The 17,428-nt window shown below is 41.7% G+C and carries 14 protein-coding genes; all 14 read left to right on the top strand.

Features of this window, described 5'->3' with window-relative positions; all coding sequences use genetic code 11:
• The 14 genes from V6C17_RS05720 (at position 1) to lpxK (ending at position 17,375) form a co-directional block, all read left to right on the top strand.
• Entirely contained in the window at positions 1-948 is a 948-nt protein-coding gene (locus V6C17_RS05720; protein WP_333521587.1) for a molecular chaperone Skp, read from the top strand.
• A gap of 87 nt (positions 949-1,035) precedes the next feature.
• Positions 1,036-1,458 (top strand): OmpH family outer membrane protein, encoded by a 423-nt coding sequence (locus V6C17_RS05715; RefSeq protein ID WP_333521586.1) that lies wholly within the window; start codon positions 1,036-1,038, stop codon positions 1,456-1,458.
• 18 nt (positions 1,459-1,476) lie between these two features.
• Positions 1,477-2,499 (top strand): UDP-3-O-(3-hydroxymyristoyl)glucosamine N-acyltransferase, encoded by a 1,023-nt coding sequence (gene lpxD / locus V6C17_RS05710; protein WP_333521585.1) that lies wholly within the window; start codon positions 1,477-1,479, stop codon positions 2,497-2,499.
• A 243-nt stretch (positions 2,500-2,742) separates the two neighbouring features.
• On the top strand, positions 2,743-3,369 hold the full coding sequence (locus V6C17_RS05705; protein ID WP_333521584.1) for a YjbH domain-containing protein: 627 nt from the start codon (positions 2,743-2,745) through the stop codon (positions 3,367-3,369).
• 35 nt (positions 3,370-3,404) lie between these two features.
• The gene (locus V6C17_RS05700) at positions 3,405-4,265 is read left to right on the top strand and encodes a lysophospholipid acyltransferase family protein (protein WP_333521583.1); all 861 of its coding nucleotides are present in this window, start codon (positions 3,405-3,407) and stop codon (positions 4,263-4,265) included.
• A 243-nt stretch (positions 4,266-4,508) separates the two neighbouring features.
• The gene (locus V6C17_RS05695) at positions 4,509-6,878 is read left to right on the top strand and encodes a hypothetical protein (protein ID WP_333521582.1); all 2,370 of its coding nucleotides are present in this window, start codon (positions 4,509-4,511) and stop codon (positions 6,876-6,878) included.
• 180 nt (positions 6,879-7,058) lie between these two features.
• A complete protein-coding gene (locus V6C17_RS05690) occupies positions 7,059-7,832 on the top strand; it encodes an amino acid ABC transporter ATP-binding protein (RefSeq protein ID WP_333521581.1) in 774 nt (257 codons plus the stop codon).
• A gap of 247 nt (positions 7,833-8,079) precedes the next feature.
• Positions 8,080-8,913: a UDP-3-O-acyl-N-acetylglucosamine deacetylase gene (gene lpxC / locus V6C17_RS05685; protein WP_333521580.1), complete on the top strand. Its 834-nt coding sequence runs from the start codon at positions 8,080-8,082 to the stop codon at positions 8,911-8,913.
• A gap of 58 nt (positions 8,914-8,971) precedes the next feature.
• Positions 8,972-9,394 (top strand): 3-hydroxyacyl-ACP dehydratase FabZ, encoded by a 423-nt coding sequence (gene fabZ / locus V6C17_RS05680; protein ID WP_333521579.1) that lies wholly within the window; start codon positions 8,972-8,974, stop codon positions 9,392-9,394.
• A 590-nt stretch (positions 9,395-9,984) separates the two neighbouring features.
• The gene (gene lpxA, locus V6C17_RS05675; protein WP_333521964.1) at positions 9,985-10,806 is read left to right on the top strand and encodes an acyl-ACP--UDP-N-acetylglucosamine O-acyltransferase; all 822 of its coding nucleotides are present in this window, start codon (positions 9,985-9,987) and stop codon (positions 10,804-10,806) included.
• Between the two features lie 36 nt (positions 10,807-10,842).
• On the top strand, positions 10,843-11,646 hold the full coding sequence (locus tag V6C17_RS05670; RefSeq protein WP_333521578.1) for an LpxI family protein: 804 nt from the start codon (positions 10,843-10,845) through the stop codon (positions 11,644-11,646).
• A gap of 230 nt (positions 11,647-11,876) precedes the next feature.
• Positions 11,877-13,037 carry a lipid-A-disaccharide synthase gene (lpxB, locus tag V6C17_RS05665; RefSeq protein WP_333521577.1) on the top strand — a complete coding sequence of 387 codons (1,161 nt, stop codon included), beginning with the start codon at positions 11,877-11,879 and terminating at the stop codon, positions 13,035-13,037.
• Entirely contained in the window at positions 13,024-14,751 is a 1,728-nt protein-coding gene (gene msbA, locus V6C17_RS05660) for a lipid A export permease/ATP-binding protein MsbA (RefSeq protein ID WP_333521576.1), read from the top strand. The genes lpxB and msbA overlap by 14 nt, the downstream gene beginning before the upstream one ends.
• 155 nt (positions 14,752-14,906) lie before the next feature.
• Positions 14,907-17,375, top strand: a complete 2,469-nt coding sequence (lpxK, locus tag V6C17_RS05655; RefSeq protein WP_333521575.1) for a tetraacyldisaccharide 4'-kinase — start codon at positions 14,907-14,909, stop codon at positions 17,373-17,375.
• The last annotated feature ends 53 nt before the right edge of the window (positions 17,376-17,428 follow it).

Raw genomic sequence — 17,428 nt, 5'->3', positions numbered from 1 at the left:
GTGTTAATCAAACGCACTGTTATACCGTTTCTTGTATTGATGGTATCTGTTGCAGCCTTTACTGCCGGTTGTTTCGGCAAGACCGACAAAGACACCAATACTCCTTCTGCTATTGGCATTATTGACATGAATAAGGCAATTCAAGCACATCCTAAATATCAGCAGTTAGTTTTACTGAAACAGCAGTTAAACACAATATCTGCTCAAATTGATGCTGAAAAGGTAAAAGCAGCGCGCCAGTTTAGTTCAATGTCTTCAGTTATTACATCGCCTGATAATACTGCTTTAAATACAGCTTTTGAACAAGAGTTTAAGGAAAAAATGGCAGGGGAGCAGGCTGAACTAAATGCTAAACTTTCCGCAAAAGCTGATCAAGCACGCGGAAAGCTAACTGATGAGCTTAAAGCCTATACTGCCGAAGTGGACAAGGAATACCATCCTCAGATCTTTAGCATCCAGCTCAAGTTAAAAACGGTTCAATTGAGCAAAGAGGAGATGACTGATTTACAGAATCAGTTAGAGCAGCTCCAAAAGTCTCGTAATAATAAACTGGCTGATAAAGAAAGACAGTTAGCAGCAAAAATGGATGCTATTATGGGGCCTGAACAAAAAGCTGTTGAACAGCAGCTTGCCGCTTATGCAAGTCAACTAAATAATGAGCTTGCGCAAAAGGCGGCTGCTAAAAGTGCTGCAATCGAAGCACGTAACAAATCTCAAGCTTTACAGCCCGCTTCGTCTGCAGTAATTGTAAATCCTGAATTAGAACAGCAGTTAGGCATGAAACGCCAAGAAGTAACTGTTTTAGAGCAGTTTATTATTCAAGACGTACGTGATAAGGCAGCAAAGATTGCCGCTGAAGGCCGACTGGATAGTGTGATAACAAATATTCAGGTGAATGTAAATGCAACAGATATCACCGAGTCTGTAATTGCTGAGTTTAAGAAATAAGTGAGTAGTGCATAATATTAGGAGACTGCTACAGCAGTCTCCTATCCTGTATAGAAAAACTAAAGGAATGAATTGGGGGATTAATTTATGAAATTAACAAAGAAGCACGTATTACTACTTATGGTAACCTTTATTGCCGTTATCTTCATTAGTGGCTGCAGTTCCAGTAACCAAAATGTTGGTGTACTAGACGTCAATAAAGTCATGACCGAAAGCCCGAAAGTAAAGCAGTTCCAGGATCAACTAAATACTAAAGGTAAAGAACTTAGTGATAACTTAGAAAAAGAAAAAGCAGGGATTAGTGCAGAAGAATTCCAAAAACGTCAAGAGGCAGCTTACGGCGAATTCTTAAAAACTAAACAGGATATGGAAGGGCAGATTGATGCAAGTATTAAACAAGTGCTTGATCAAGTAGCTCAAGAAAAGAAGCTTGGCGTAATTTTATATAAAAATGGCGTAGCACAAGGTGGAACAGATATTACTGAGGAAGTAATTAAAAAATTGCAATAGTATCCGGGAGGCTTTCCTTTGAATAAGAGATTAAAAGAAATCGCCGAACTGGTTGATGGTGTAGTATTGGGTGATGGAGACACAGAAATATCCGGTGTAACGAATATTGAGGATGCAGGGATAAAAGATATTACTTTTGCAGTACCACCTCACCTGGACAAAGCGGCTAATTCACAAGCTGCTGCCGTGATTATTCCAGACACCATTTACGATTTTCCTAAACCAGCAATCCGTGCAGCTAATCCTCGAGCTGCTTTTACTAAGCTGCTTGAAATATTTACACCGCCTGTTACTATTAAGCGTGAAATTCACCCTACTGCGGTAATTGGGATGAATGTTAAACTTGGGGAAAACGTTGCAATATTACCATACGCGGTGATAGCAGACAATGTAAGTATTGGTGACAACACTATCATATATTCACACTCATATATTGGGCAGGATGCGGTAATCGGCAGCGACAGCCTTATATATCCTAACGTAACCATTCGTGAGTATTGCCATATAGGCAGCCGTGTAATTATTCACAGCGGCGCTGTGGTGGGCAGTGATGGCTTTGGATTTATAACAGCTCAGGGCCGCCACCATAAGGTGCCTCAGGTCGGTAATGTAGTTATTGAAGATGATGTTGAAATAGGTGCGAATACAGCTATTGACCGGGCCACTACTGGAAGCACTGTAGTTAGGAATGGTACTAAAATTGATAACTTTGTCCACCTAGCTCATAATGTAGTAATGGGTGAGAACTGCCTATTAGTAGCTTTTACAGGCATTGCCGGTAGTGTGAAAGCTGGTAATAATGTAACTTTTGCCGGGCAAAGCGGCAGCGTAGGTCACATTACTATCGGAGACAATTGTGTCTTTGCTGCTAGATCAGCACCAATAGGTGATGTTCCTGCAGGTTCTTTCTACGCAGGCTTCCCAGCAAAACCTCACAAAGAATGGCTGAGAACCGAGGCTTCAGTAAATAAGCTCCCTGATCTACTTAAAAAGGTTAGGGAATTAGAAAAACGCCTAGCCGAAGTCGAGGGTAAGAAATAAAGAAATAGCTACGACTCAACCGCAGAGTACGCGGAGGTCGCAGAGGGTAAACGAAATATATTTTCCGCGATAATTATCGCGGATTTTCTTCGTAACCACTCTGCGTACTCTGTGTACTCTGCGGTTAAAAAATTTCTACATATATTACCTAGAGTAAAAAAGCAGGATATAATAGTTTTAATGCTGAATATATAGCGAGATTATCTGACCATTTTCGACAATGCTTTAAGGAGGAATTTAACAATGAAAAAAGTTCTGCTTGCAACTATCTGTGCTGCTTTCATGGCAACTGCTACAGCAGCAGCAGCACCTTCAATTAATGGTTCTACTGGATTGATTAGCACACCATCAGCTGATGTTTTACATGAAGGCCAGTTTTCACTTGGCTATTACAACCTTAAAGAGGGTGGCGTTGGCACCTTTAATACTGGTATCGCTAAAAACTTCGAAATAGGGGTGGCAGGTTTTCGTTATGATGGTGACCAAGATCAGACATATCTTAATGCCAAGCTCGGCTTGCTCCCCGAAACAATACTTTCACCGGGATTAGCAATTGGTATTGAAGATGTAGCGGATAAAACTGATCGCACTTATTACGCAGTTGCTAGTAAGGGACTACCGCTTGGTTTTAGAATTCATGCAGGGGTTGGCAAAGGTCGGTATGATGGTCTATTTGCCGGCATTGAAAAAACTATAAATCCTATAAGTGTTCTGACTGGCGACAGTGCCTTCCCTGCAACTACGCTGATTGCAGAATATGACGGCCGTGAAATGAATTATGGGGCCCGCTTATCTATAGTCCCTGGGCTTAAGGTGGATGCTGGCTGGCGCGATGATCGGACATATGTTGGAGTGACTTTTACTAACTAACTTATGTATGATATCGCTAAGTAACGGAGGTATACATGCTTTATCAATTTGTAAAAATACTTAGTAAGATTGTATGTATAATGCCTAGATACGCTAGGGTTACCTTAGGGAACCTGGTGGGTGAAGTTTGCTGGCTGATAATACCTCAAAATAGAAAAAATATTGCAATAAATAATGTGCGTACCTGTTTAGATCTTGAAGCTAATCATGCGTATAGGCTTGCAAAACTGAGTTCTACCAGATTTGGAAGAATGTTCATGGAAATACTCGCTTTTCCTGATATAAAAAAAGATGTTAATAAACACGTTCGCATCCAAGGAAAAGAACATTTAGAAGAAGCCCTGTCTTATGGGCAAGGAGTAGTATTAGCGACAGCTCACAGCGGCAATTGGGAATTGCTTGGAGGCGCGCTTGCTCTAAATGGCTTCCCGATGGTCGGTGTAGCCAAGAAGCAATCCAATCAGCAAATGGATAAGTTTATTAATGAATATCGTACCCTCACTGGTATGCATATTACCTACAAGACTGGTGTTAGAGAGATGGTTCGTATGCTCGGAGAAGGCAAAATCATCGGTTTACTAATGGACCAGACTGCAGGAAATCAGAGTAGTTTAAGTGAATTTTTTAATCGTCCGACACGAATACCTCAAGGCCCCGCTGCTCTAGCTAGAATGAAAAATGCGCCAATAGTTGTTGCATTCATTACTGAGAATCAAGATGGAACACATACAATTTACCTTAATAAACCAATTTGGATAGAAGCGACACAAAATAGAAACCATGATGTTGAAATTATGACGCAGCATCTTGCTCAAACTATAGAAAAACATATAAGAAGCTACCCCCATGAATGGTTTTGGCTTCATAATTTATGGAAAAATCGTCCAGATAAGTGATTAAAAAATTAACTTTGTAAAATAAGGGTCAGGCATGATAATCGCAAGTGATTATCATGCCTGACCCTTATTTTTTTACTTAGTCAATCTGTTCTACTAATGATATGGAATTGGATTTAGTATAAAATCTATAAAAAGTATATACGATTAGACGCTAGGAGTATATAAATATAGTATATATAACTAGACAAAAATGTGATATACGTGATATAATGTCTCCTTGAGAAACGGGGTGAAAAAGCAGTGGTTAAATACCTAAAAAGAGTTAAAGAAGTAATAACCAGAAGCGTTTTAAAAGATTCCTTTAACCGTGATATATTAACCCTTCTTATTGTTAGTATTCTTATTGGTTCGATAGCAGCTGGGGCTATATCATATGGTGCTAATGCGTATTTCTCGAAGACTTTGGCAAGTCTTGTCGGCGATTACGGAGAATATGACTTAATTATCCAAGCCCGTGAAGAAATGAAAGAAGATACGGCAGTTCAGATTCAAAAGATTATCGATGAAAACTTCCAGGGTGCCCGCCTTAAAGAAGGTCCTACAATTACTGGTAAGACCAATTTCTTTATTGCACTGCCTGAGCAATATAGAACTAAACAAATTTATGAAAATCTGGGTAAGATATTCGGAAGTATTCCTGGCGGTGCTGGAGCCGGTGTACTTACTGAGCCGAAGCTTAATGTCCGAGGTGTACCGGAAGGCGCCAAAAATATGCTTATCGAAAGAATTATGCAGATGGATGGAGTTAAATTCGCTTTCCGTGATGGTAATTCTGTTGGGGTAATTATGACCTCACTTGAAAAAACATCATCCGTAAATCAGCAAATAAAAGCCATACTAAACGAATACCAAGTCATCGAAATCAGTTTTCCGGTTGGAGCTGAACCGTCTAACCCTATTCGACTCGGTGAAGCTATCGCAGGGGATATTAAAACGGAGCTAAAGGCTGATTATGCGCAGAATGTATCTATTGATGGTAAAAATGATGATATGACTTATATGGTAAGTACCATGATGGAGTTAAAAAGGTTTTTGTCAGCATATGCTTCCCAAGTAACTATTAAGCCAAATGCTGGTGCAAAATTCATGAAGGGAGATGTTGTTGCATTTCAAGGTGCAGCAGCTACTCAGCCTGCTGCTGGGAATGCTCCAATAAGTGGGAATGTGCTGGTTTCAATTACTGCTGTTCGTCCTGATGGTATAGCGGAGGGAGTAATTACTCAAGGTGATTCTTCTCTATTAACCAACAACCAAGGCTATAAGCTAGCTAATAATTTAATTGGGGAGTATATTGGCAGTGCTACCTACCATAGTCCTCGCCAGCAGCTCAGTTCAGCCTTAACAGAAACGTCCAAGTTAGTGGGGCAGATACCAGGGTTTGCCCAAGACACTAAAAATATGAGTCAAATTGCTTTAGGTGCGCTCGATAATTACAGCAATAGCATTGGAGCAATTGAGCAAACTCTAAAAAACATGCAGACTGCTGGAACTGCTATACAAGCAGCCACAAGTGGACTTGCTAATATTAACACTAGTTCAATTCAGAATCAGCTTGATAGTTCTTCACGCTCAATGGGGGGGCTAATAAGCACACTGCAAGTTGTCAAACTGCTTAATCCTGAAGCTGGCACGGCCATTGATAATCTCACAGCAAGTCAAAATAACCTAAACAGCTTAAAATCGGGATTAAGTTCACTGGACAATATTGCTGCAGATGCTCGCAGTGCTAAATATACGATTGATAATGTAGTGACTAGCGGTAATAGTACTCTGGCATCACTAAGAAATTTTGATGCAGCTGGCGCTAGAAGCAACTTAACAAGTGCAGATGACAGGCTGGCTAAATTGCAACAGCTAGATGTACCTCTTATTACTGCTCAGCTGCAATATATGGCAGCTTCAGCCCCAAATTTGAAAGATGAAGATATAAGCCATTCAGTATCAGTTTTGGATAAATTTATAGATGGCCAGGTTATTCCAGGTCAGCGTATCCAGGTGCTGACTTCAGGTAAACTCAGCCTTGAGGCGGTTACGCCTGTTGTTCACAAGCAGGTTGGTCATAATAATGTTTCACTTTACTCAAGTTCGCTGGGTGTGATTGAACCTAATACACGAAGTGAAGTGTATCAACTCTTAAACGAGGTAAAAGCGATATTAGCGGGAATGGCAGCAGTTATTGTTACTATCTTGTTCTTAGTGCTCGACCACACTGCAGTTATGACTGTTATGCGCCGTAAGCGTTTAGCATCCCAAGCGAAAATTAAGATTAGCGGCTGGCGAGGTATAGCAACTCGTGTTGCTATTACTTTTACATCTTCAGAGCGGCAATATGGCATGCTTGTTGGTGCAGTAATGCTGACAGCCATGTTCTTAATTAGCGGCGGTGGTATTCCTTACCTGCCAGTGATTGGAGTACCGCTAATTGGTGCTGTTCTTGGATTAATTGTAGCCAACTACGCTGATAAAATTAGTCCAATATCTGGCGAAGAGCTTATGGCGGGAGAATCTCTAGGGATGTCCTTTGACGAAGTTATGCGTGAAATAGTTGTGCCTAGCGGTCGCCCAGGCTTACTGCAAAAATTAAACAATCGCAAAGTAATGTTTAAATAGACTGATTTTTAGGCGCAAAAGCGCAAAGGGAACGCAAATAAATAAGCACAAACGCGACAGTTATCGCGATCGTAACCCTTTGCATCCTTTGCGCTTTCGCGGTTATCACCGTCCATTATATCTTCGTGCTCTCCGTGTATCCGCCGTTGAAGTTCCTAAACCAGAAACGAGGTGATACCTATGCTTAAGATTGAGAACTTATATAAACAGTTTGGCAGCCTGGTTGCTATTGACGAGCTGAACTTACAGGTAGGTCGTGGTGAGACCGTTGTAATAATGGGCCCTTCTGGATGTGGTAAGTCAACAACAATTAGAACCATTAATCGATTAGTAGAACCAGACCGTGGTAGTGTGGTTATTGGTGATACTGATGTTATCAAGCTAAGTACGGACGAACTTATGCAAGTTCGTAAAAAGATTGGCTTTGTATTTCAGCATTTTAACCTAATTAGCAGACTTACTGCTTTAGAGAATGTGATGCTTGGCTTAGTTATGGGCGGTATACCGAGGGAAATTGCTCAGACCAAAGCAAGTGAGGCTCTTCAAAAGGTTGGCTTAGAAAAACATAGTAGCCATAAACCGACTGAAATGTCAGGAGGCCAGCAGCAGAGGGTGGGGATAGCTAGAGCATTAGCTTTTGAACCTGAACTTATGCTGTGGGACGAACCTACAGCTTCACTTGATCCTATATTGGTGCGTGAAGTGCTTGTAGTTATGGAAGAATTGGCCAAATACCGTGCAAGTACTATGCTTGTGGTAACCCATGAACTTTCCTTTGCCCTTCACGTTGCTGACCGTATTGTCCTGATGGATAAAGGGAAAATAGTTGAAGAAGGCATACCGTCGCAAGTTTTCCTTAAACCTTCATCTTCAATTGGTCAGCAGTACAAAGAACTCATTGAATACCAAATGAACACAAGTGCCCTCACCCTCGCCGGCAAACGAATTGCCTAGTGACATTGTGGAGAAGGAATTTTTAACCGTAGAGTACGCGGAGGGCGCAGAGTGGACACAAAGAATATGTCTATGCGCGATAAATATCGCGCTAAATCACTTCGTAAACCCTCTGTGTACTCTGCGCCCTCTGCGGTTAATAAAACTTCTACTCCCCCAATATGAAAAATTTAGCAGCACTCCCCCTTGCAGGAAGAGCGAATATTTTGTAGAATAAACAAAGGTTATCATGTCAGGAGGATTTTCCATGCAGCACCAAACTACTATAGGCAAGACGGTGACATATACCGGTATCGGACTTCATTCCGGACAGGATGTAACCATCAGGCTTAATCCCGCACCAATTGATACCGGTATTGTATTTGCTCGAGTTGACTTGCCTGGTGCACCGCAGGTAGCAGCAAAGGCCAGCAATGTAACCTCTACAATGCGTGCTACAACTTTAGAGTCAGGTAATGCCAAGGTTTTTACAGTTGAACACCTTCTAGCGGCATTTTCAGCAATGATGGTTGATAATTGTATTATTGAAATTGATTCAGTAGAGCCGCCTGTAGCAGATGGAAGCTCGATGCCTTTTGTTGAGCTTATCCAACAAGCTGGTATTATAAAGCAGGACGCTATACGTAAAATACTAGCGGTAAGTGCCGAGCAGACTATAAGGCATGAAGATAAATTTATAACTATACTTCCATATAACGGACTTAGAATAACCTTTACTTCTATTAATTCTCATCCATTATTAGGGGTGCAGTTTGGCGATTATGAAATAACGCCAGAAACTTTTATAAAGGAAATTGCCCCGGCTCGAACTATCGGCTTTATGCATGAAGTTGAAGCACTAAAAGCACAGGGGCTAGCGCTTGGCGGCAGCCTCGAGAATGCAGTAGTATATGATGCTGAAAATGTATTAACGCCGCTTCGGTTCTCGGATGAACTTGTACGGCATAAAATATTAGACGTTATAGGCGATTTAGCACTTGCTGGCTGCGTACGTGGCCATATTATTGCTGTTAAATCTGGTCATACGCTAAATACAGCACTAGCCAACAAAATATTAGCTAATATAATAGAGACGGTCTAGTATCTCAAGAGAGATGCATAGAGGTCGATCCTAAATTGCGAGGGAGTTGAATTTAATAATGTTATCATCGACTGAAATACAAAAAATAATTCCACATCGTTATCCATTTTTGCTTGTTGACCGTATCATCGAATTAGAGCCAATGAAGCGTGCTGTAGGTATTAAAAATGTTACGATCACCGAGCCTTTCTTCCAAGGACACTTTCCTGGACAGCCTGTAATGCCAGGTGTGTTGATTTTGGAGGCTATGGCGCAAGTAGGAGCAGTAACCGCTCTTTATCCAGCTGAAAATCGCGGTAAAGTCGCATTTTTCGCCAGCATAGATCGGGTTAAATTCAGAAAACCAGTTGTACCAGGTGACCAACTTAAAATGGTTGCAGAATTGGTTAAAGTTCGTGGTGGCATGGGTAAACTATGGTGTGAGGCCTTTGTAGATGGTCAACTCGTTGCTGAAGGCGAGTTAATGTTTGCAATGTCGTAGGTACGAGGATTAACCGCAAAGACGCAAAGGGAAGATAAGGGAATAGTTTTTCAACGCGAGCATATCGCGAAGTAAACATTTGCGTTTTAGCACATTCGCGGTTCATAAACGGTATCATGCTTTGAAAAAAGCCGTAAAGTGGTCAAACTTATTTGAATTATTGAGATAAAGTATTTTAATTGCTTAAAATGGCTTGTTTTGGCGAAAAAATGATTGTTATAGTTGGTCTGACTAGTCGGACTATATTTAATAGATGTATCAAATGAGACTTAATTTAGTGGAGTTGCTGTGCTCTTCGGGTAGAACCCCATCTGAATTTCTAGTCCTAACAGAAAGTATAACTTTCTTAAAGGCAGGATAAGTGCAACATCGACTTGCGCTGTCGCTAAGGCTCGACGCAAGCCGTGTTTCCTTTATCGAATTTATCCAGGGACTTAGCTGCTTTCCTGTGCCCTTTGGGTATAACTCCCGCTTATAGAATATGGGATTATTTGAGCGGATTAGTCATCGGATAAAATTAACACAGTATAACTATTTAGAATATAGTATTGGGTAATTTAAGATTACCTGTTAGAAGGAGTGATATGCTGATGAAACCGGAAAAGGTTGTAATCGCTTTACGCAAGATACATGAAACGGCGGTTGTGCATCCTGGCGCCCGCATCGGCAAAGATGTTGAAATTGGTCCATATGCGGTAATTGGGGAGCATGTTCTTATTGATGATAGAACAAAAATCGGTGCCCACGCGGTTATAGATGGCTGGACTAGTATCGGTAAAGACTGCATTATTTACCCTGGTGCTTCAATTGGATCAGAACCACAGGATCTCAAGTTCCGTGGCGAAAAGAGCTATGTATTTATTGGTGACAATACTAAGATAAGAGAATTCGCTACAGTTAACCGAGCTACTGGTGAAGGTGAAGAAACCCGTATCGGTTCTGACTGTATGCTTCAGGCTTATACTCATGTGGCTCACAACTGCATAGTTGGAAATAATGTTATCATGTCTAATGCTGCGACGTTAGCTGGCCACGTTGTTGTTGAAGACCGAGCAGTCATAGGTGGCTTATCTGGTGTTCACCAATTTGTTAAAATTGGCCGCAATGCGATGGTTGGCGGACTTACTAAAGTAGTTCAGGATGTGCCTCCATATGTTATAGTTGATGGCCATCCGGCAAAGGTTTCCGGTCTAAACAGTGTGGGAATGTCACGTGCCGGAGTTGTTGCAGCTTCTCGCAGTCAAATCAAAAAAGCTTACAAACTGTTGTATCGCTCAGGCCTAAGCTTAGCGCAGGCTATAGCTATGATAGAGCAAGAAGTTGATTCTTGTGAAGAAGTAGAACACTTCCTGCGTTTTCTCCGCAATGCGGAACGTGGTATCTGCCGTGGGCGCAGGGACTCCAACGATTAACTGCCCTGGCGATATGATTATCCGGAGGAGATATGCATGAAGAAAATAGGTTTATTAGCAGGAATTGGACGTTTGCCAGTAGAGTTTGCCCGTGCCGCTCGCGGCATGGGCTTTAGCGTGACGGCAGTGGCCTTAGTGCCGGGTGTAGACCCTGAGCTAAGTGAATCTGCTGATACAATATATAATATCAGCATTGGCGAACTTGATAAGGTCATCGCCGCTTTAAAAAGTGAAGGCGTAGAACAAGTTACTATGCTGGGCAAAGTAACAAAGGAACTTATGTTTAGCGGTTCAGTACAGCTAGATGCTCGCATTCGAAAGATGTTTGCAGCACTGACAGACAATAGTGATGATACTATAATGTTGGCTTTTGTCAGGGAATTAGCAAGTGACGGAATTGGTGTATTTGACCAAACAACCTTGATTCGTACTCTAATGCCAGCGCCTGGTGTTTTATCAAGCCGCAAACCTACGCCAGAAGAACAGGCCGATATGGAATTTGGCTTTAAAATGGCTAAAGCAATAGGTGGCTTAGATATCGGACAAACCGTTGTCGTAAAAAACCTAGCAGTGATTGCGGTTGAGGCAATTGAAGGAACAGATTCCTGCATTCGTCGCAGCGGACAGCTTAGCCGCGGCAATGCGACTGTTGCTAAGGTAGCTAAACCTAACCAGGATATGCGATTTGATGTTCCTGCAGTCGGTATTAATACAATACATTCCATGATTGAAGCAGGCGCAAAAGCACTAGCGATCGAAGCTGGAAAAACCTTAGTGGTTGAAAGAGAAAAAGTAATTAAAATGGCTGACGATAATGGAATAACTATTGTTGCCATGTAAATAATTAATAATAAGACGCGAAGGGCGCGGAGGATGTTTTGTCACTAAGCGTCTTCGCGTTTTTATCTATTTGTGGAAATAAACGGTTTAACCGCAGAGTACGCAGAGTACACAGAGTAAAATGCTTTTTTAGCGCGATAACTATCGCGCAAATATTACTTTGCGTTCCCTCTGCGACCTCCGCGTACTCTGCGGTTCATAGTCGTATTCTAGTATTTTGGAGGCAAACTATGTACAAAGTCATGATTTCTGTAGGCGAAGCATCAGGAGATTTGCATGGGGCCAGTGTAGCTGCTGCCTTGAAAAATATTCAGCCCGATATTAAGCTGCTTGGTATGGGCGGACAAGCTATGCGATCAGCCGGAGTGGAGATTGTGCACGATATCGCCGATTTAGGCGTGATTGGCTTTGTCGAAGTAATAAAAAATTTGCCAAGATTATTTAAGCTGCGCGACAGCCTTGTCGAATTAATGGCTTTTGAGCGGCCTGATGTGCTAGTAGTCATAGATTACCCTGATTTTAATATGCGGTTGGCTGAAAAAGCTAAGGAACTGGGAATTCCAGTTGTTTCATATATTAGCCCGTCAGCATGGGCGTGGCGTAAAGGCAGGGCTAAGGATGTTGCTAAGATTGTTGACCGACTTGCGGCAATATTTCCTTTTGAGGCTGATGTTTACCGGGAAGCTGGCGCAAACGTAACTTTTGTCGGGCATCCGCTTATGGACATTGTAAAACCTACTATGCCGAAAGATGAAGCATATAAATTTTTCGATGCTGACCCAAAGCATCCGGTGGTGTTGTTATTACCAGGCAGCCGAAAGCAAGAGATCACTAACTTACTCCCAGTCATGCTTGAGGCTGGCGAAAAAATTGTCGATAAGGTGCCCAATTGTCAGTTTTATCTGCCAATTGCTTCGACAATTTCCCGGGAAATGCTGCAGGATATTATAGGTAAATACAAATTGAATGTGAAATTAACAAATGAACGAACCTATGATTTAATGACTATTTCTGATACAGCAATTGCGGCATCAGGGACTGTCACTCTAGAAGCTGCTATATTGAATTTACCCTGTGTTGTTATTTATAAACTTGCAACTTTAACCTATTTGCTAGGTAAATTTCTGGTTAAAATTCCTCATTTTAGCCTGCCTAATATTGTGGCTGGACGGAGAATTATACCCGAACTGCTTCAGGGGGACGCTAATCCTGATAATATCGCCAAAGAAGTTATCCCTACGCTAATTGACGAAGCAGAAAAGTTACGCCTCAAAAATGATTTAGTCGAGGTGCGTCAAAAGTTAGGTGATATTGGTGCTGTAGGGCGTGTGGCTAAAGTAATCCTTGAGGTTGCTAGTGCCAAAGCTGGAGGTAGCAATGAACACATATAAACGCTTGATAAGTTATGTTCGGCCCTACTTGCCGCGTTTAGCTTTGGCCGTTGTTTGTATAATTGCTGCGGCGAGTGCTAACCTATATGTTCCATGGGTAATAAAAGAAGTAATTGATGAAGTTTTGGCTGAAAAAAATGTAGTAATGTTAAATACAATTGCATTTGGTATAGTTGTGGTCTATATGCTGCGCGGAGTTTTTTTCTTCGGACAAACTTACCTAATGTCTTATATTGGACAGCGTGTTATTATAGACATTCGTGAAGCTATATATAAGCATTTGCAGCGCCTTTCGCTTTCTTATTATGAAAAAAGGCAAACTGGTACGATCATGAGTTATATTACGAATGATGTAGCAGCTCTCCAAGGGGCCTTAGTTGAAAGTGTTATCGAGATGGTTAGCGAAGCATCTGTGCTTATCGGGTCACTTGCAATGATGTTTTTTCTACACTGGAAACTCACGCTATTAACCTTGATAACATTACCATTGGTCGCGCATACAATGCGCATCTTTGGTAAGAAACTGCGTAACACTAGCACAGTAATGCAAGAACGTGCTGCAGATATTACATCTGTATTGCAAGAAACAATTTCGGCAGTACGTGTTGTTAAGTCCTTTGTTCGTGAGAACTATGAAGTAGAGCGATTTAGTAAAGAAAACTATTTCAATTTTCGGGCTCAAATGAAAAATGCGCAACTTACTGCTACCCTTACCCCGATAATTGAGTTATTAGCTGCTATTGGTGTAACTTTTATTATTTGGTATGGCGGCTGGGAAGTAATCAATGGCAATTTGACTTCTGGAGCTCTGATTGCGTTTTTGGTTTATGCTGTCAATCTATCGAACCCAATAAAGCGTTTAAGCCGAGTATACGGTAATATCCAGCGTGCGTTAGCTGCTGCTGACCGCGTTTTTTCTGTACTAGACACCGAACCAGAAATTAAAGATATGCCTGGTGCCGTTGACTTGCCGCCGATTAATGGGGATGTTGCTTTCAATAATGTAACCTTTGAATATAAAGAGGGGGAACCAGTTCTTAGCAATATCACGATTGAAGCAAAGGCGGGCCAAATGGTTGCTATCGTTGGGCCAAGTGGTGCTGGCAAGACTACTATTGCTAATCTTGTGCCGCGCTTTTACGATGCCACCCACGGATGTGTAAGTATTGATGGTATTGACGTTAAGAATGTTACGCTGGATTCATTACGTAAACAAATCGGTATTGTACCTCAGGAGACTGTTCTATTCAATGGTACAGTATATGATAATATTTTATATGGCGATTTAGGTGCTGCCGAGGAGGATATCTTTGCTGCTGCTAAATCTGCAAATGCACATAACTTTATCACTGCAATGCCGGATGGCTACAAAACCCAGATTGGTGAGCGAGGATCGAAACTTTCAGGTGGTCAGCGCCAGCGTATTTCAATTGCCCGGGCCATTCTAAAAAATCCTCGGGTGCTTATACTCGATGAAGCTACTTCGGCACTAGATACCGAAAGTGAAAAGCTTGTACAAGAAGCTCTTGATAAGCTTATGATCGGGCGAACTTCTTTTGTAATAGCTCATCGCCTTTCCACAGTTTTGCGCGCAGACTTAATATTAGTCATGGAACGCGGCAAAATCGTCGAACGTGGTACCCATGCCGAACTTCTCGCCCTCGGTGGACTTTACAGCAAATTATATCAAGTTCAGTTTAATAAAAAGGATTAACGATTTAACAAAAAGTGTATGCAAAGGACTCAAATGATGCTTACAGTTTTCAAGCGCGATATCATCGCGCATAGTTTTAGCATCCACTCTGCGCCCTCTGCGTACTCTGCGGTTAAATTGCATTTTTATCTATTTAGAAATGTGAGGTACCCGGTATGCAATTTTTATACAACATAGTCGCAATACTGCTTGTCGTACTGGCATTACCGGTATTTGTTTTCCGTATGCTTCGCGAGGATGGTTTTGCCGAGCGAGTGCGTCAGAGTTTTGGTCTATTGCCTGAGGAAGCACTGGCTCCTGTGGCAAACAAAGGCTGCATTTGGCTTCACGCGGCCTCTGTCGGTGAGATTGTAGCCGCCAGCCCTATAGTTAAAGAATTTCGACGCGAGATGCCTGATTCACCAATACTGGTCTCTGTGGTTACTTCAAACGGTTATGCAATGGCTAAGCGAATTGTAAAAGATGCAGATAGCATAATTTATTTTCCACTGGATCTGCCTTGGCTTAGTGAAAGTGTAGTTAGAAGGATTATGCCAAGAGTATTTCTTCCAGTTGAAACCGAGCTGTGGCCGAACTTTTTAAAGGCTGCCCGGAATCATCGTATTCCAGTTATGATGGTAAATGGTCGGATCAGTGACAAGAGTGTCAAAAGGTATCATTATCTGCGAAGTATATTAAATTCGATGATTGGTACTGTAGTTAAATTCTGTATGCAGTCTAAAATTGATGCTGATCATATTATCCGTTTAGGAGCAGACCCTAAAAGGGTAGTCGTAACAGGAAACACAAAGTTTGACCAGACCTATACCGATGTGAGTGAATGTGACAAACAATTACTGCGTGACAGCATGGGCTTGAAGGATTATACGCCGATAGTGGTTGCAGGAAGTACACACCCTGGAGAGGAAGAGGCAGTATTTGCTGCATTTGTTAAGGTAAAAGCCTTCTTTCCAACAGCTAAACTGATATTGGCCCCGCGTGAAATTCTACGTGCTGACGAAATTGTTACGATGGCTGATTCATATCAGGTTAAGGCCGCTAAGCGTACTGTCTTGCAGCAGGAAAGCAATTATGAGCATGATGTTGTAGTACTTGACACGATAGGTGAGCTGGGGAAAGTATACAGTTTAGGTGATATAATCTATGTTGGAGGCAGTTTAGTGGCGCGCGGGGGACATAATATTTTAGAACCAGCAGCCCACGGAAAGCCGATTATTGTCGGGCCTCATATGTTCAACTTTAAGGACACATATGCTTTGTTTTCTGAACGCTCTGCCTGCCTTACAGTGCATAATGCCGATGAACTGACAGAAAAAATGCTAAATATTCTTCAAAATGATAGTATGCGCCAGGCTATGTCTAATGAAACACTAGCTATTATTAATGAGAACAAGGGAGCATCGAGACAGAGTGCTATTGAGCTTAAGGAAATGCTGCTTAATTGGGATATGTCTAAAGAAAGCAGAAAACTTGAGCAGATCGGCCGCCAGCGTGAAGCGATGCAAACCTACTTATATAAATTAGTCCATGGTGATAAACAAGGAATACTAGCTAAGTCAGCTCTTAAAATACTGTACTTTTTATCCTTAGTATATGGCTCAGGAGTTTCACTAATCCTTTTACTATATAAAAGAGGGATACTAAAGCGGCACAGACTTAATTGTCGGGTGATCAGTTTGGGTAATATAACGGTTGGCGGTACTGGTAAGACTCCTACTGCACAACTGCTTGCTGCTGCAATCAGGGACATGGGCTATCGTGTTGTTATTCTAAACCGAGGATATCGGGCTGGTTTTAAGGAAGAAGTAGGCCTTGTATCAGATGGTGAAAAAATTTATATGTCAGTGTCTGAGGCCGGAGATGAAGCCTATCTCTTAGCGAAAAACCTACCAGGAGTTCCTGTAGTAATCGGACGTGATCGTACTATTTCCGGCGAGTATGCAGTACAGGAACTTAAGGCCGATGTTGTAATTCTTGATGATGGTTACCAGCATTGGAAATTAGCGAGAGATCTTGATATAGTCTTAATTGATGCCTTAAATGTTTTCGGAAACAGTTATATGCTGCCAAGAGGTACGCTGAGAGAACCGCTTTCAAACCTAAGCCGCGCAAGTGTATGTCTATTAACTAAGGTTGATCAGGCTACGGATGGAGCTAGAAATGTAATTAGGGATACTATTGCCTTGTATAACAAGAGTGCTTTAGTTGTAGAGAGTATTCATAGTCCCAAGTGTTTTATCGAAATAGCCGAATGGTATAAGGGAGTTCGTTATAAAAACATTTCTTTGGATACATTCGGTGGTCAGACTCTCGTTGCCTTTTCAGCGATTGGCAATCCGACTTCTTTCGAACAAACCATAACAGATCTTGGGCCAAGGGTCGTTGACAGCATTCGTTTCCCTGACCATCATGACTACACAATGGCTGAAATGCACGCCATAATGCAGAGTGCAGTTGAAAAGGGTGCTGACGCTCTTGTGACAACCGAAAAGGACGCAGTGAAAATTCCAGCAGAATTTATCCACTCTGATCGACAGTTGCCTGTTTATGTACTTGGAATTGAAGTCCAATTCTTAGAAGGCTATGATGACTTTATGGAACTAATAAAAGCAACGATGAAATAATGATGTTTGACCGCAAAGACGCAAAAAAACATACGCAATAATTATTGCGAAAA

Source organism: Dendrosporobacter sp. 1207_IL3150 (assembly GCF_036763085.1).
Taxonomy (GTDB): Bacteria; Bacillota; Negativicutes; order DSM-1736; family Dendrosporobacteraceae; genus JBAIYU01.
This window is presented reverse-complemented; position numbering and strand designations above follow the sequence as displayed.

Coding starts and splice junctions, on each gene's coding strand:
- V6C17_RS05715 (WP_333521586.1), top strand. CDS start 1,036: ATGAAATTAACAAAGAAGCACGTATTACTACTTATGGTAACCTTTATT.
- V6C17_RS05705 (WP_333521584.1), top strand. CDS start 2,743: ATGAAAAAAGTTCTGCTTGCAACTATCTGTGCTGCTTTCATGGCAACT.
- fabZ (WP_333521579.1), top strand. CDS start 8,972: ATGTTATCATCGACTGAAATACAAAAAATAATTCCACATCGTTATCCA.
- lpxB (WP_333521577.1), top strand. CDS start 11,877: ATGTACAAAGTCATGATTTCTGTAGGCGAAGCATCAGGAGATTTGCAT.
- V6C17_RS05670 (WP_333521578.1), top strand. CDS start 10,843: ATGAAGAAAATAGGTTTATTAGCAGGAATTGGACGTTTGCCAGTAGAG.
- msbA (WP_333521576.1), top strand. CDS start 13,024: ATGAACACATATAAACGCTTGATAAGTTATGTTCGGCCCTACTTGCCG.
- V6C17_RS05700 (WP_333521583.1), top strand. CDS start 3,405: ATGCTTTATCAATTTGTAAAAATACTTAGTAAGATTGTATGTATAATG.
- lpxA (WP_333521964.1), top strand. CDS start 9,985: ATGAAACCGGAAAAGGTTGTAATCGCTTTACGCAAGATACATGAAACG.
- lpxC (WP_333521580.1), top strand. CDS start 8,080: ATGCAGCACCAAACTACTATAGGCAAGACGGTGACATATACCGGTATC.
- lpxK (WP_333521575.1), top strand. CDS start 14,907: ATGCAATTTTTATACAACATAGTCGCAATACTGCTTGTCGTACTGGCA.
- V6C17_RS05690 (WP_333521581.1), top strand. CDS start 7,059: ATGCTTAAGATTGAGAACTTATATAAACAGTTTGGCAGCCTGGTTGCT.